Annotated in this window: 11 protein-coding genes; 7 read left to right on the plus strand and 4 right to left on the minus strand. The window is 72.8% G+C overall.

The features are described 5' to 3' along the window. The first annotated feature begins 253 nt into the window (after positions 1-253). On the plus strand, positions 254-865 hold the full coding sequence (locus ACQEVZ_RS41565) for a GNAT family N-acetyltransferase (RefSeq protein WP_433377960.1): 612 nt from the start codon (positions 254-256) through the stop codon (positions 863-865). 46 nt (positions 866-911) lie between these two features. Here ACQEVZ_RS41565 and ACQEVZ_RS41570 read toward each other — a convergent pair whose 3' ends face one another. After that, the gene (locus ACQEVZ_RS41570; RefSeq protein WP_433377963.1) at positions 912-1,781 is read right to left on the minus strand and encodes a TIGR03620 family F420-dependent LLM class oxidoreductase; all 870 of its coding nucleotides are present in this window, start codon (positions 1,779-1,781) and stop codon (positions 912-914) included. 158 nt (positions 1,782-1,939) lie between these two features. On the opposite strand from ACQEVZ_RS41570, the gene ACQEVZ_RS41575 reads away from it, so the two are divergent. From ACQEVZ_RS41575 to ACQEVZ_RS41595, 5 genes are all read left to right on the plus strand, one after another. Next, the gene (locus ACQEVZ_RS41575; protein ID WP_433377966.1) at positions 1,940-3,529 is read left to right on the plus strand and encodes a methyl-accepting chemotaxis protein; all 1,590 of its coding nucleotides are present in this window, start codon (positions 1,940-1,942) and stop codon (positions 3,527-3,529) included. Between the two features lie 67 nt (positions 3,530-3,596). Continuing rightward, on the plus strand, positions 3,597-4,400 hold the full coding sequence (locus ACQEVZ_RS41580) for a hypothetical protein (protein WP_433377969.1): 804 nt from the start codon (positions 3,597-3,599) through the stop codon (positions 4,398-4,400). Then, the gene (locus ACQEVZ_RS41585; protein WP_433377972.1) at positions 4,397-6,178 is read left to right on the plus strand and encodes a hypothetical protein; all 1,782 of its coding nucleotides are present in this window, start codon (positions 4,397-4,399) and stop codon (positions 6,176-6,178) included. Before ACQEVZ_RS41580 ends, ACQEVZ_RS41585 begins: the two co-directional genes overlap by 4 nt. A gap of 58 nt (positions 6,179-6,236) precedes the next feature. Continuing rightward, a complete protein-coding gene (locus tag ACQEVZ_RS41590) occupies positions 6,237-6,623 on the plus strand; it encodes a hypothetical protein (protein ID WP_344507711.1) in 387 nt (128 codons plus the stop codon). A gap of 33 nt (positions 6,624-6,656) precedes the next feature. Next, a complete protein-coding gene (locus tag ACQEVZ_RS41595) occupies positions 6,657-9,911 on the plus strand; it encodes a BTAD domain-containing putative transcriptional regulator (protein WP_433377976.1) in 3,255 nt (1,084 codons plus the stop codon). Here the strand turns inward: ACQEVZ_RS41595 and cutA are convergent. The 3 genes from cutA to ACQEVZ_RS41610 all read right to left on the minus strand — a co-directional run bounded on the left by cutA (position 9,906) and on the right by ACQEVZ_RS41610 (position 11,983). Then, complete coding sequence (cutA, locus tag ACQEVZ_RS41600) at positions 9,906-10,229, minus strand: divalent cation tolerance protein CutA (RefSeq protein WP_344507723.1); 324 nt, start codon at positions 10,227-10,229, stop codon at positions 9,906-9,908. The genes ACQEVZ_RS41595 and cutA overlap by 6 nt on opposite strands. Positions 10,230-10,308: 79 nt before the next feature. Next, positions 10,309-11,418 (minus strand): acyltransferase family protein, encoded by a 1,110-nt coding sequence (locus tag ACQEVZ_RS41605; RefSeq protein ID WP_433377979.1) that lies wholly within the window; start codon positions 11,416-11,418, stop codon positions 10,309-10,311. A gap of 94 nt (positions 11,419-11,512) precedes the next feature. Beyond that, positions 11,513-11,983 carry an SPW repeat protein gene (locus ACQEVZ_RS41610; RefSeq protein WP_433377982.1) on the minus strand — a complete coding sequence of 157 codons (471 nt, stop codon included), beginning with the start codon at positions 11,981-11,983 and terminating at the stop codon, positions 11,513-11,515. A gap of 346 nt (positions 11,984-12,329) precedes the next feature. Here ACQEVZ_RS41610 and ACQEVZ_RS41615 point away from each other — a divergent pair, with 346 nt between their 5' ends. After that, positions 12,330-15,257 carry a glycoside hydrolase family 48 protein gene (locus ACQEVZ_RS41615; RefSeq protein ID WP_433377985.1) on the plus strand — a complete coding sequence of 976 codons (2,928 nt, stop codon included), beginning with the start codon at positions 12,330-12,332 and terminating at the stop codon, positions 15,255-15,257. Positions 15,258-15,335 lie beyond the last annotated feature (78 nt).

A 15,335-nucleotide genomic window follows, 5' to 3' on the forward strand; every position in this document is an offset into this window, starting at 1 on the left:
GAGCTGGCGGTCGGCGGCCGAACTGATGGCGATGCTGCTCGTGTCCGGCCGTTGCGCTGTAGCGGCGGCTGGGGTGGCCGGCGCTGGTGGTTGGTGGCGGTGAATGTTGTGGTGGTTGATTCCGTGCGCGACCTCGGGAGCGACTCACGCCGGACTCGGCGGGTGCCCTCAGTGCGTGCCGTCAACGCTGAGCTGACAGTCGCCGCTCACGCATCGGCGCAAGTGCTGGATCAAGGCGGGTGTGGGCTGCGGCGTGGCGCGGGTGCTGGGTAGCGTCGCCGCCATGCCGTTGGCTCCCAGTTCGATGGTTCTTGAAGGCCGCCATGTACGTCTTGAGCCGCTTGCCGAGTCGCATGTGCCCGCGCTGTTCGGCGCCGGCGGGCGGGACGACGAGGTGTGGCGGTGGCTGAGCGCGCCCACTCCGCGTACCGAGGCGGAACTGCGGGAGATCGTGTGCGGGCGCATCAAGGACGTCGAGGACGGGAAGCGGGTCGCGTTCGCCGTGGTGGCTCGGGACGAGGGGACAGCGATCGGCACCACGAACCTGCACAGCTGGCATCGCGGCGACGGGCGGATCGAGATCGGTGGCACGTGGTTCGGCAGGAAGTGGTGGCGTACCGCGGCGAACACCGAGACGAAGCTCCTGACGATGACCTGTGCCTTCGACACGCTCGGCTACGCGGCCGTCGTCTGGCGCATCAGGCCGGAGAACGTCCGCTCCCAAGCGGCGATCACCCGTATCGGTGCCACCCTGAACGGCCGCGAACCGCAGGTCGGCGGCGAGCCGAGCCTGCTGGTCTACACGATGCCCCGAACCGACTGGCCCGCGGCGAAGGCGCGTCTGTCCGAACGCCTGGCGAGTTGATCGAGTAGCGGATGTGGCTGTCATGGTGACCGGATCCGCTATTTGATCAACGGGCGGTGGGGGAGCCGGGTGGGTGGAGGTTGAGGGCGTGGGCGATGGCGCGGAGGGCGGGGACGACGTCGGTGTCGGCGGGTTGGAGCTGGACGCAGACGTGGTCGGCGCCGGCGTCGAGGTGGGCGCGTAGGGCGGCGGCCAGGGCGGGGGCGTCGCCGTGGGCGACGATGCTGTCGATCAGGTGGTCGCTGCCGCCGTCGGCGAGGTCCTCGGGGGTGAAGCCGGCGCGCAGCATGTTGGTGGTGTAGTTGACCCGCTGCAGGTACATGGCGAGGAAGGCGCGGGCGCCGCGGCGGGCGGTGGCCGGGTCGGGGTCCAGCACGGCGGTCTGTTCGGGGGCGACCAGCGCGGCCGGGCCGAGGGCGGTCCTGGCCTCCCGGGTCTGCGTGGGCACGGTGAGGTACGGGTGGGTGCCGGCGCTGCGCTCGGCGGCCAGGGCGAGCATGCGGGGGCCGAGCGCGGACAGCACCCGGTGCTCGGCGGGCACGCCGCGCGCGTCGAGGACGTCGAGGTAGCGGGCCATCGACTCGACCGGGCGGGTGCGGTCCGGGTTGGCCTCGCGGTGCCCGGACCCGATGCCGAGCAGCAGCCGACCGGGGTGTCTGGCGTGGATGCGGTGGAACGAGTCGGCGAGCTCGGCCGCGTCGGACGACCAGATGTTGACGATGCCGGTGGCGATGACGACCGAGTCGGTGCCGTCGAGCAGGGCCTCGGCGGGGCGCAGGTCGGAGCCGGGGGAGCCGCCGAGCCAGACGGTGCCGTACCCGAGCTCCTCGATGGACCTGGCCATCGGCGGATCGAGCAGCGTGACGCCACGCCACACACCGACGGTGCCGAGTCGCTGGCTCCAGTTCATGTTCATCCCCCGTACGACGCGACACCCGGACACAACCACCTAGATCCTAGCGTCCTAGGACGGCGTAGGGGGTGTGTGCGGCGGCATTCGAGGGGGCTCAAGTTTCCTGATGTGGCGCCGATGTCGAGAAGTGCGAGATTCGCCGGATTCCGGGATGGTGCACAGTGGCGGACACGGGAACGGTCAAGGGCGGCGGCTGGCTGGCCGACCGCAGAATCCGGACCAAGATCCTGTTCGCGCTGACAGCGATGGCGCTGACCGCGGTCGTCACGGGGGCGTTCGCGCTGTCGCGGATGTCGGCGATGGACGGCAAGGTCAGCAAGATGCGCGCCGAGAACGTCCAGGAGCTGGTGCTGCTCAGCAAGATCCGCGGCGCCCAGTCGCTGATCAACCACAACGCGGCGATGCAGCTCGGGTCGGGCGGTGACCCGCAGGTCATCGCGTTGGCGCAGAAGGGCACCGGCGACGCGATCAAGCAGCTCAACGCGGCGCTCGAGGAGTACCTGAAGCTGCCCAGGAGCGCCGCCGCGCAGCGGACCGTCGACGAGTTCACGTCGCTGTGGCAGCAGTTCACCGGGGCGATGGCCGACCTCGCCCAGGGCAAGCCGGCGACGATCGACTTCAACAAGGTCGTGCCTGGCATGGAGGCGGCGGTCGCCGAGCTGGCCGACCACCAGGCCGCCGACGCCGACGCCGCGGTGCAGGACGCCCACTCGCAGTACTCCACCGCCCGGCTGCAGGTCCTGTTCACCCTGATCGTCGGGCTGGTCGTGGCGACCGCGCTGGCCCTGTACGTCGCCGCGTCGATCACCCGCCGGCTCGCCCCCGTGGTGGGGGCCATGGACGCGATGGCGGCCGGGGACCTGTCAACGACCGCGCCGGTCGGCGGCCGGGACGAGATCGGCAGCATGGCGGGCGCCGTCAACCGGGCCACCGCCAGCGTCCGGGAGACCGTCGCGGCCCTCGCGCGCAGCGCCGAGCTGGTGGCCCGCAGCTCCAGCCAGCTCGACGCGGTCACCGCCGGGGTCGCCGGCAGCGCGCAGGCGGTGTCCGCGCGGGCCCGGGAGGCCGACCAGACCGCCGCCCAGGTCTCCGGCAACGTGCAGACGGTCGCCGCCGCGTCCGACGAGATGTCGGCGTCGATCCGGGAGATCGCCCGCAACGCCAGCGAGGGGGCCCGGGTCGCCGGGCAGGCCGTCACCGTCGTCACCACCACCAACGACACCGTGTCCAAGCTCGGCCAGTCCTCGGCCGAGATCGGCGACGTGGTCAAGGTGATCACGTCGATCGCGGAGCAGACGAACCTGCTCGCGCTCAACGCGACCATCGAGGCGGCCCGGGCGGGGGAGGCCGGCAAGGGCTTCGCCGTCGTGGCGGGCGAGGTCAAGGAGCTGGCGCAGGAGACCGCCCGCGCCACCGAGGACATCGCCACCCGGGTCCGCGCGATCCAGGCCGACACCGACAGCGCGGTCGCCGCGATCGAGCAGATCAGCATGATCATCGGGCAGATCTCGCAGTACCAGACGACGATCGCCTCGGCCGTCGACGAACAGACCGCGACCACGAGCGAGATGACCCGCAACGTCGGCGAGGCCGCCGGTGGCGCGCAGACGATCGCCGCCACGATCGCGGAGGTGGCCGCGGCCGCGGAGGAGACGAACCGCAGCGTGGCGGCCGGCCGCGAGGCCAGCGGCGAGCTCGCGGGCCTGTCCGGCGAGCTGCAGCGGCTGGTGTCCCGCTTCAAACACGTGTGACAGCGCGTCCGGATCTCCGGACAGTTGCCGGACATCCGGACGGGCATCGGCCACTTACGATTTTCAGGTGTCCACACCGACCGCGTTGGCGGCCTTCGCTGAACACCTCCGGGGCTGCAGACGCCTGGCGGGGGAGCCGTCGCTGCGCGAGATCGAGCGGCTGACCCGGCAGGCCGGCCGCCCGTACCCGCGGGCGACGATCGACGACAAGCTGCAGGGCCGCACGGTGCCCGACTGGGGCTTCGTGGAGGCGTTCGTCGCCGCCTGCGACCGCAACGCCGGCGGGACCGGGGACGTGGATCTCACGTACTGGCGCCGCGAGCACCTGCGGATGCTCGCCGACCTCGCCGCGCAGCGGGCCGAGCGGCGCAACGCCCCGGTCGAGCCGGAGGCCCCGCTCGAGGTGACGGTCAAGCTGCACGACGTCGGGTTCGTCGTCACCCGCGGGCCGAACGGCCTCGAGGAGGTGCCCGGCAGCGGGCACCGGGTGCGGCTCGTCGTCGAGGCGCCCAGCATGCCCGCCGTCGTCCTGCACGCGCTGCGGCCGGTCGTGCTGTCGCGGCGGGAGACGCCGGCCGGGGACTTCAACCCGCACCTCGGGTCGGTGGACGTCCGGCAGTTCGACGTGTTCCTGGACGAGCCAGCGCCGCGGCTCCTGCCGATCGGCGGCGGCGCGGACTTCCCGTTCAAGGTCGCCCCGGCCGATCCGGAGGTGTTCGACCTGGTCGTACACCTGGACAGCGGCGACGTGGAGTGGGCGCTCGACCTGGAGTGGACGTGCGCCGGCCGCAGCGGCGTGCGCCGGGTCGACCTGGCGGGCCACCCGTTCCGCACCATCGCCGACACATCGACAGCGAGCGGAGCAGTATGACAGGCATCAGCGGCGGCGGGCGGGCATGGGCCGCGCAGATCCTCGACCGGCCGGTCCGCCGGACGTCGCCGGCCGCGGGCGCGGAGCAGCCGCCGTTCCTGGCGGAGGTGGTGTCGCGCTCGCACGTGACGTTCGTGCAGAGCCCGGGTTCGGACGTCGGACCGGTGGCGGTGCACGTCCCGGTCACGGGACACAACCTGTTCCTGGACGTGACCGCCGAGGGTGGCCCCGTGGTGCTGCGGTCGTTGACGGCCGAGGTGGTCGGCCGTGGGCCGCTGGTGGCCGAGGGCACCAGTTTCGCGACGCCGCGGACGCCGGACCTGGTCCTCGATCCGCGGCTGGCGCCGGTCGCGGGGCGCTCGGTGCAGGCGTACGAGGAGCTGGAGATCCCGCAGCACGAGGTGCTGCTGCTGGGCGGTGCCGCCGCGCAGGTGCGGCCGGCCCGGGACGCGTACGGGCGGCGGCTGCGGCCGGGCCCGGTGTGGCCGCTGGAGGTGCCGGCGGGCGCGGCCTGCCGGATCGTGCTCGCGGTCGTCACCGACGAGCCGGACCTGCTGCGGTGGCGGCTGCACGCCGTCGCGACGCAGGGCGGCCGGACCTGGCAGCTGGAGTGGGACCTGCGGATCTCCGCCCGTCCGGTGATGCGGAAGTTCGTGCCCGGCGGGAGCGGGCCGATCCCGGTGCCCGTCCACGAGCGGTTCCCGCAGCACTGGCAGCCGCGGTGGCCGGTCGGACCGGCGCCGTTGCCGCGCGGCGCGGACGAGGCGGTGCGGCTGCCCGCGATCGCGCAGGCGGGGCGCGTGGTCGCCGCGGACGGGGCGCTCGTCATCACCGTCGACGAGTGCGAGGTCCCCGACGACCCGGTCGGGTTTCCGGGGCTGCCCGCCGGCACGAGGTTGTGGGTGTACGGCACGGTGGGGCTGGCCGCGGCGGGCCTGACGGAGGTGACGGCGGCCGTGCTGCCACCCGGCGGCGGGCGGGAGCCGCTGGACAGCGGGCTGATCGAACTGATCATCGGCATGTACTCCGCCGCGGTGCACCAGGGCTGGCGGATGCGGGTCAACGACGTCATCGGGTTCGGCCGGCCGATCGACGTCGGCGGCAGGGAGATCGGCGGGGCGCTGATCACGCACGCCGCCGGCGACGGCGCGTGGTTCCCGGCGGACTGGCCGCCGCTGCTGCTGGTCCCGCTGTTCGACGGCGAGATGGAGGCGGTCGGGCGGCACGGCCGGGGGAGGGTGCTGGCGAACCTGGCCGCCACCGAGTCGTGCTTCCCCTACCCGTGGTGGTTCGACCCGTCCCGGCCGCCGGTCGTCGACCCGGACACGTACGACGGGTCCACCGTCCTCGATGACGTCAGCAACCTCCGCGACGAGAACGTGATGGTGGTGGAGGGCCCGGGCGAGCTGATGATCATCGTGGACCGGGAACGGCACGCGGTCCTCGGCGGGGCCTGGACCCAGATGCCGCCGCGGTTCGCGCTCATCCCGCGGTACACGACGATGACGGGCCGGGCGCGGGTGTGGTGGCCGGACCAGTCGGCGCCGAGCGAGGTGGTCGCCGCGCTGCCGCGGTCGCAGAACCAGGCCGGGGTGCACTTCCTGCTGTTCATCCAGGGCGGCTCGGCGGTGACGGTCGACCCGATGGAGGACGGGTTCGTCGTCGGCCTGCCGGTGGACGACTGGTATGCGATGGGCACCCACCTGCGGGCCGGGCGGCCGATCGAGTGGCGGACGGGCGACGGCACCCGGCTCAGTGTCGGCTATTCGGGCGGATAGGCGCCCGGATGCGAGGCCAGCAAGCCGTTTGCAAGAACGGCGGGGTTAGCTGGGGCACGTGAAAGAAACACTACGGCTGGTGCGGCGGGTGCCGGCCGGGCGGCGCGCCGTGACCCGGCTCGCGCTCGGCGTGTCCGTCGTCGACGAGTTCCTGTTCGACGGTCTGGAGTGGTGGGAGCTGATCGACCCGGCCGACGGGGACGAGCAGCCCGCCGCGGCCCTGGCTGCCGTCCGGCCGGGTGAGTCCATCGTCCGACTGGTCGGTCTCGTCGCGCCGGGCGGACGCTCCGACCTCGCCGTTCAGGTGCTGATCTCGTTGGTGGACGCCCTGCGGGCCGGTCCAGCCCGTAGGCTCGTCGCGGCGCCTCTGGCGCACGGCGAGGAGCTCCTGGAGGCCGCAGGCTTCGGACCGTACGACGACGGATCGTTCGCCGTGGAGCTGTAGCCAGCGTCCGCGGCCGAGGTGGAGCTCCGGGAGTTGCCTATCCTGCAGATTAGGATCCTGGGCCCGCTCGAGGTCGTCGGGGAGAGCGGCCCGGTCGACACCGGCACCCCGAAGCAGCGCGCCGTGCTGGCGATGCTGACGATGCAGCCCGGCCGGACCGTGTCCGTGCAGCGGCTCATCGACGAGCTGTGGTCCGACGAGCCGCCGGAGCGGGCGATCGCCTCCCTACAGGCGTACGTGTCCCGCCTCCGCCGCGCCCTCGAACCGGGGCGTACCGCCCGGGACCGCTCGACGGTGCTGGTCAGCCGCGCGCCCGGGTACCAGCTGATGGTGCCGGCGGACGCGGTGGATGCCGCCCGGTTCGCCGCCGCGGTCGAGCAGGCCCGCACCGGCTCCGACCCGGCCGTGGCGCTGCAGGTGCTCACCGACGCGCTGCACCTGTGGCGCGCGGATCCGCTGCCCGAGCTCGGCGACTCCCCGCTGGCCCGCGCCGAGCGGGGCCGCCTGCAGGAGCTGCGTCTGATCGCCGTCGAGGAGCGGTCGGAGGCGCTGCTGCGGCTCGGACGTGCCGCTGAGGTCGCCTACCTGAGCGAGAGCGCCCTGGCCGAGGCCCCGTATCGGGAGCGGCTGTGGGGTCAGCTGATGCTCGCGCTGTACCGGTCGGGGCGGCAGGCCGAGGCGCTCGCCGCCTACGGCCGGGCCCGGGCCGGCCTGGTGGACGAGCTCGGCATCGAACCGGGTCCGGCCCTGCAGCAGCTCGAGCAGGACATCCTCCGGCAGGCCCCACACCTTGCCGAGCCGGCGCCGGCCGCCCCGACGTCCGGCACCCCGGCGGCCACCCGGCCAGGTCCGGCGGGGCCGGTCAGCGCCCCGCCCGTGGGCGACATGTCCGACACACCGTCGGAAAGCGGCGCGGCCGAGCAGAGCGACAGCGATGTGGCAGGGCCCGCCGGCGAGGGGCGCGACGCCGACGACGGCGGGCTGGTCGGGCGGGACGCCGAGCTGCGGACCGTGCAGGAGCTTCTCGCCAGCACGGCCGCCGGCAGGGGGCGGTTGCTGCTCGTCTCCGGCAGCCCGGGCATCGGCAAGTCCGCGCTGCTGCGGGAGCTCGCCGCCCGCGCCACCGGGCTCGTCGGCACCGGGACCGGCGTCGACGGGGAGGCGCCGCCGGTGTTCCTGCCGTGGGCGCAGATCCTGCGGGCCGTCTCCGCCGCACCCGGCGCCGCCGACGCCCTCGCCACCGCGTTCGCGCCGTACGGGAACCTGCCCGCCGTCCTGGACCCGACGCTGAGCGAGGCGCTGCCGCTGCCCGCCGCCGAGCGGATCGCCGACCCGGAGCTGGCCAGGTCCCGGCTGTACCAGGGGATCGTCGACGGCCTGTGCCGGCTCGCCACGCACCGGCCGCTGGTCCTCGTCGTCGACGACGCGCACTGGCTGGACGCGCCGTCGACGGTGCTGCTGACCATGTTCGCCAAGGCCGTCCGGCGCAGCGCGGTGCTGCTCGCCGTCGGCTACCGGGAGGCCGAGCTCGCCCCGGAGGCACCGCTCGCGGGCGCGCTGGGGGAGCTGCTCGCCGACCCGTCCGCGGTGCGGCTGCCGCTGCAGGGGCTCGGCGCCGACGGGGTGTCCGCGCTCGCCCGGGACGTGACCGGCGCCGACGTGCCCGCCGAGACCGTCGAGATGCTGCTGGACCGCACCGGCGGCAACCCGTTCTTCGTGGTGGAGCTGCTGCGGGTCCTCGTCGCCGAGCACACCCTCGCGCCGGAGCACGTCCCGGTGCGGGTGCAGGAGGTGGTCCGCCGCCGCCTCGCCAAGCTGCCTGTGCAGGTGAACGCGGTCATCGCCGTCGCGTCGGTGCTCGGCCGGGACGTGTCGGTGCCGGTGCTGCGCGAGGTCGTGCAGATCGACGAGCTGGCGCTGTTCGACACGCTCGACACCGCGGTCGTCAGCGGGGTCCTGACCGCGACCGACGACCCGGGGCTGCTGCGCTTCTCCCACGACCTGGTCCGCCAGACCGCGTACCTCGACCAGGGGCCGCTGCGCCGGGCCAGGCTCCACGCCCGGGCCGCCCAGGCGCTGCGCGACACGGGCCTCGCCACCGTCGCGGAGCTGGCCGCGCACCTGCGGGCCGCGCTGCCGGTGCTGTCACCGTTCGACGTGGTGCCCGCGCTGGTCGAGGCGGCCGGCGAGGCGTACGACCTGACCGCCCACGAGCAGGCGTCGGCGCTGCTGGTGGAGGCGATCGGGGTGCTGCACCGCGCCCCGGCCGGCGAGCGGCGCGACGTCGCGGAGCTCGACCTGCGGATCCGGCTCGCGTACATGCACCAGGCGACCGACGGCTACCTGGCGCCGTTCGTGGCGGCACAGTACGCGGCGATGGAGCCGCTGCTGGTGCGGCTGCGCGGCCGGCCGGTGCTGGACATCCTGCCGGCGCTGTGGGGGTACGCGTCGTTCCACACCGCAGCCGGCGACGTCGCGCGGGGCGTCGCGATGGCCCGCTCGGCGAGCGAGCAGGGCAGCACCGACCCGTGGGCGACGATCGTCGCGGAGGTCCACGAGGGCGCGGCGGCGCTGTCGGTGCTGGACCTGCCGCGCGCCCGCGGGTGCTTCGAGACGGCGCTGGAGGCGCTGCCCGGCGGCGACCTGCCGGTGTTCCCGATCGTCAACTGGGACCCGGTCGTCGGCGCGCAGGCACCCGCGGCGATCGTGTGCGGGATGCTCGGCGACCACGAGGCCGCGGAGCGGCACCTGCGGTCCGCCCGGGAACGTGCCGCCCGGGTCGGCGAGCCGTTCCTCGACATGTACATCAGCCACTACGCCGCGGCCGTCGCCGCCGACCGGTTCGACGGGCCGGCGACGATCACGGCGGCCCGCGCCACGCTGCGCCTCGCGGAGCGCGGCGGCCACCTGGAGTACCAGGCGCTCGCGGCGATGGTGCTCGGCTGGGCCGAGGTCCGCACCGGCGACCTGACCGGGGTGGACCGGATGGCGAAGGCGCGCGCCGCCCTCGGCGAGGGGATCCGCCGCTTCGGCCGGCTGGAGGCGCTCTACGCCGACGCGCTGCTCACCCTCGGCCGGGACACCGAGGCCGCCGAGGTCGCCGGCGCCGCGCTGGAGCGGGGCCTGCCGGGCCAGGGCGGCCTCGCGGAGCCTGACCTGCGCCGCATCCACGCCCTGGCGAAGGGCGACGCGGCCGAGGCCGAGGAGGCGCTGCGGCTGGCCCGCAAGCTGCACTACGCGGGCGCCGCCACCCGCGTCGAGGCCGCCCTCGAACGCCTGCCGTCATAGGGGGACGCCGCCCGACGGCGCGGGCTCGGCGGCCTCGACGCCGACGTGCCGGCGCAGCGGGACGGCGACGACCTGCGGGTCGGGCCGCGGGTGGCGCCTGATGATGTACGCGGCCAGCTGGTCGAACCGCTCCGCCTGGACGGTGAGCAGCAGCCGCCACTCCTCGGCCTCCACGAGCGTGCCGTCGCGCCAGCCCATGGACAGCACGGGGCCCTCGACCCGCGCCGCGACGGCGAGCCGCGTGTGGATGACCGAGCGGGCCACGTACGCCGCGTCCTGCTGGCTCGGGAACCCCGTCGACACCTCGAGAAAGTCCATCACGGGGAGGCAGCGTAACGGGTCCGGGCGCGCCGCACGACGGCGATCCGGACGGTGTGCGAAAGCGCGATGGACGGTGTCAGGGACGGGCGGCGGCCGGGAGCGGGGCCTCGACAGTGGCCGCGTCGGTCCCGGCGACGGCCGCGGTGGAGGGCCGGCGGCGCAGGAGACGCAGGGCGGGCAGCTCGACGCCGTGGTGGACGGCCATGGCGCCGAGAAGGCTGCTGGCGAACACCGACACGGTGATCAGGGCGGCGACGAGCGGGCCGGCGCGGTGCGGCAGCAGGCCGAGGCGGTCGTAGGTGAGGTACGTCAGGTAGTGCACCAGGTAGAACGCGAACGACACCTCGCCGAGGTACCGCAGCGACGGGCGGGTCCAGACGGTGCGGACGCCGGCGAGGTCGGCGCGGGCGGCCGCGGCGACGACGAGGGTCACGGGCACGAGCGTCAGGGCGTGCTGGTTGAGCGGGTACGGGGCCTTCAGCGCGAGGACGGCGCCGGCCCCGACCAGCACGAACGACCAGCGCAGGCCCGGGCCGCGCCAGGCGCCGGACCGCACGAGCAGCGCCACGGCGATCCCGAGGGTGAACTCGGCCATCCGGACCGGCGGGAACACGTAGCCGAGCCAGAGCGCGAACGGGCGGTCGGCGGACGTGAGGGCGGCGCCGATCCCGAGGACCGCGGCGACCTGGAGGGCGGCGACCGTCCACAGACCTCTGGGTCCGAGCCGGCGCAGCAGCCGGTACAGGAGCGGAAAACACAGGTAGAAGAACGCCTCGCACGACAGCGACCAGCTCACCGGGTTGAGCGCGCGGAAGACCGACGTGTGCGGCAACCAGGTCTGGGTGAGCGTCAGGTGGGTGGCCAGCTGCAGCGGTGAGGCGCCGCCGACGACGACCAGGGCGAGGAGGGTGGTCACCAGCGTCGCCGGGTAGATCTTGGTGAACCGCCGCCAGTAGAACGGGCCGGGCCTGGCGGACCAGGTCAGGACGAAGCCGGACAGCACGAAGAAGAACGAGACGCCCATCGCGCCGCCGTTGACCAGCAGCGCCCACAGCACGGCCCGGACCGGTCGCGGGGCGACCAGGTCCGAGTCGTAGAAGAGCTCCAGGGTGTGCTGGCCGAACACGACGAGCGCCGCCGCCCAGCGCAGACCGGTGAGGGCCGGCAGGCGGCTGTCGCGGTTCACGGTGAATGTCTAGCCACTCTTCCCGGCCGGCGCACGCCGAGCCGGGAAGAATTCACCCCGATGTGACCAGTGGTCACCTCACCTGACCGCCATGTCACCGCCGGTCCCGCTCGCGGTCACGGTCACGGTCACGGCCACGGCCGGAAGGCAGGCGCGTCGTCATCATCGTCATCAGGCTGAGCGCGATGATGACGAGGCCGATGACGATGTTGTTGGCGATGGAGCCGCCGGACGGGTGGGCGCCCTGGATGACCCACGGGGCGACGAACGTCCACACGCCGAGCACCACCGGCACCCAGGTGAGGCCGTGGGTGCGCCCGTACGCCGCGGCGAAGCCGACGGCGAGGAAGCTGACGGCCACACCACAGATGAAGTTGTTGACCGCGAGGTCACCCTCGAACGGCGCGAAGCCGACGATCCAGGGCGACAGGGTGAGGTAGATCCCGGCGAGCAGCAGCCCACCGTCGGTGATGTGCGCGGTCGGCGTCTCCGCCGCGCGGTCGTAGTGGGCCCGCAGCTCGAGGATGTCCGGGTGCTGTTCGAGGTCCGCGATCGGACGGGTCATGACGGTCCCCTTTCGTTGTCGACCTCGGGGTTGTCTAACCCGTACCGCTGAGAACTAACACGAATTGGGTGGGTACGGCGGCGGCGCTGCAGACGCCGGCCGCCGCACCCCGGTTCGCGATGGGAGCCGCGAAAAGGGTTGGCATCACCTCCGGTGGATCGATAGCCGTCGCGACCATAGGTGAAATCAGGACGCTTGTCCCGGGAGCGCTCCCATGCCAGAATCAGCGCCACCTCGCGTCTGGGAGCCGACGGGGCACACGCAGCGACTGGCTTATGTACCAACGCCGCCGCACTGTCGCGTGCCCGTATTCCGCCCAGAAACTTTCACGAGGAGCACCCCACACATGACCACCCGGACCCAACGCTGGATGCGTGTGGCGTCCGTCGGCCTCCTGGCCGCCGGCACGCTGTTCGTCATGCCGGCAGGACCCGCACACGCCGCCGCCGGCTGTACGGTCGTCTACTCGGTACGCAGCCAATGGCCGACGGGCTTCACCGGCGATCTGCTGGTGACGAACCTCGGCGACCCCCTGACGAGCTGGAACGTGTCCTGGACGTTCGCCGGCAACCAGCAGGTGCAGCAGAGCTGGAACGGCGACTACACCCAGACCGGCAGCCAGGTGACGATCCGCAACGCCCCCTGGAACGGCAGCCTGCCCAGCAACGGCACCGTCAACCCGGGCTTCAACGCCGGGTACAGCGGCACCAACGTCAACCCGACGAGCTTCTCGCTCAACGGCGTGACCTGCACCGGGCCGAACCAGGCGCCGACGGCCGCCATCACCTCGCCGGCCGCCAACACCCGGTACACGGCGCCGGCGACGATCCCGATCGCCGTCACCGCCAGCGACCCGGACGCCGGTGACTCGATCGCGAAGGTCGAGTTCTACCACGACGGCCTGCTGCTCGGGCAGGACACGACCGCCCCGTACACGTACAGCTGGGCCAACGTGCCGAGCCAGACCGGGGCGTACAGCCTGCAGGCGAAGGCCTACGACAGCAAGGGCGCGGTGACCACGTCCGCGGCGGTGCCGGTGTTCGTCGACCCGTTCGTCGGGCCGTCGATCGTGGCCACGCCGTCGCCGCTGACCGTGCCCGAGGGCGGCTCGACGCCGCTGTCGGTCAAGCTGAACCAGGCACCCACCTCGAACGTGACGGTGGCGGTCGCCCGTACCGGCGACACCGACATCACCGTGTCACCGACCTCGCTGACGTTCACGGCCGCGAACTGGAACGTCGCGCAGGTCGTCACCGTCTCCGGCGCCCAGGACGCGGACACCACCAACGGTGCCGCGACGATCAACCTGACCGCTACGGGTTGGGCGTCGGCGTCGGTACCGGCGAACGAGAGCGATGACGACGTCGCCGGTGGCGTGTACGTCCAGCGGTTCCTCGAGCAGTACCAGAAGCTGCACAGCTCCGGGTACTTCTCGCCGGAGGGCGTGCCCTACCACTCGATCGAGACGCTCGTCGTCGAGGCGCCGGACTGGGGCCACGAGACCACGTCCGAGGCGTTCAGCTTCTGGCTGTGGCTGGAGGCGCAGTACGGCCGGGTGAAGCAGGACTGGGCCCCGTTCAACAAGGCCTGGGACACGATGGAGAAGTACATCATCCCCACCCACGCCAACCAGCCGACCGGCGGCTACAACCCGAACGACCCCGCCGACTACGCGCCCGAGGCCGGGCAGCCCAGCCTGTACCCGCAGCAGGGCGGCCACCTCGACTCGTCGGTGAAGGTCGGTGTCGACCCGCTGTACACGGAGCTGACCTCGACCTACGGCAACACCGACGTGTACGGCATGCACTGGCTCGAGGACGTCGACAACGTCTACGGCTTCAGCTCGTGCACCCCGCAGCCGGGCTCCACGGTGTCGTACATCAACACCTACCAGCGCGGCCCGCAGGAGTCGGTGTGGGAGACCGTCGCCCACCCGTCCTGTGAGGACTTCCGCTTCGGCGCGAAGGCCAACGGCGGCTTCCTGCCGCTGTTCATCGACGGCTCGCCGGCCAAGCAGTGGCGCTACACCAACGCCCCCGACGCCGACGCGCGCGCCATCCAGGCCGCGTACTGGGCGCAGCAGTGGGCCTCGGCCCAGGGCAAGGCCGCGGACGTCGCCACCGTCGTGGGCAAGGCCGCCAAGATGGGCGACTACCTGCGGTACGCGATGTACGACAAGTACTTCAAGAAGCCCGGCTGCACGTCGACGGGCTGCGCCGCCGGCACCGGCAAGGACTCCGCCGCGTACCTGCTGAACTGGTACTACGCGTGGGGCGGCGACGCGGGCGGCCAGTGGTCGTGGCGCATCGGCTCCAGCCACAACCACCAGGGCTACCAGAACCCCCTGGCGGCGTACGTGCTGTCCAACGTCACCGGGTTCGCGCCGCGCTCGCCTTCGGCGAAGGGCGACTGGCAGACCAGCCTCGGCCGGCAGCTGGAGTTCTACCAGTGGCTGCAGTCCTCCGAGGGTGCGTTCGCCGGTGGTGCCACCAACAGCTGGGGCGGCAACTACTCGGTGCCGCCGGCCGGCACGCCGACCTTCTACGGCATGTTCTACGACGAGAAGCCCGTCTACCACGACCCGCCGTCCAACCAGTGGTTCGGCTTCCAGGCGTGGTCGGTGGAGCGGGTCGCGGAGTACTACTACGCGACCGGTGACGCCAAGGCCAAGACGATGCTCGACAAGTGGGTGGCCTGGGCGATCGCGAACACGACGTTCACCGCGAACGGCGACTTCAAGATCCCCGACACGCTCCAGTGGACCGGCGCGCCGGCGACCTGGAACCCGGCCAGCCCGGCCGCGAACACCAACCTGCACGTCAGCGTGGTCAGCACCGGCACCGACGTGGGCATCGCGGCAGCGTACGCCCGCCTGCTGACCTACTACGGCGCGAAGGCCAACAACACCGCGGCGAAGACCACGGCGAAGAAGCTCCTGGACGGCATCTGGCTGCACACCGACAGCAAGGGCGTCGGCATCCCGGAGACCCGCACCGACTACAACCGCTTCGACGACATCTGGTCCTCGTCCAACCAGCAGGGCCTGTACATCCCGTCCGGGTACAGCGGCGTCATGCCCAACGGTGACGTCATCGCCCCCGGGAAGTCCTTCCTGGACACCCGCTCCTTCTACAAGAACGACCCGAACTGGCCGGCCGTGCAGGCCTACCTGAACGGGACCGGCCCCGCGCCGACGTTCACCTTCCACCGGTTCTGGGCCCAGTCCGACATCGCGATGGCGATGGCCGACTACGGTCTGCTGATCGGCGGCTGACGCACCACCCTCGCACCGGCGACCACCGTCTCTCTTGAGGCGGTGGTCGCTGGTGTACCGGCGGCCACCGTGCGTCTG

The organism is Dactylosporangium sp. CA-152071 (assembly GCF_050936335.1).
In the GTDB taxonomy this organism is placed as follows: domain Bacteria; phylum Actinomycetota; class Actinomycetes; order Mycobacteriales; family Micromonosporaceae; genus Dactylosporangium; species Dactylosporangium maewongense.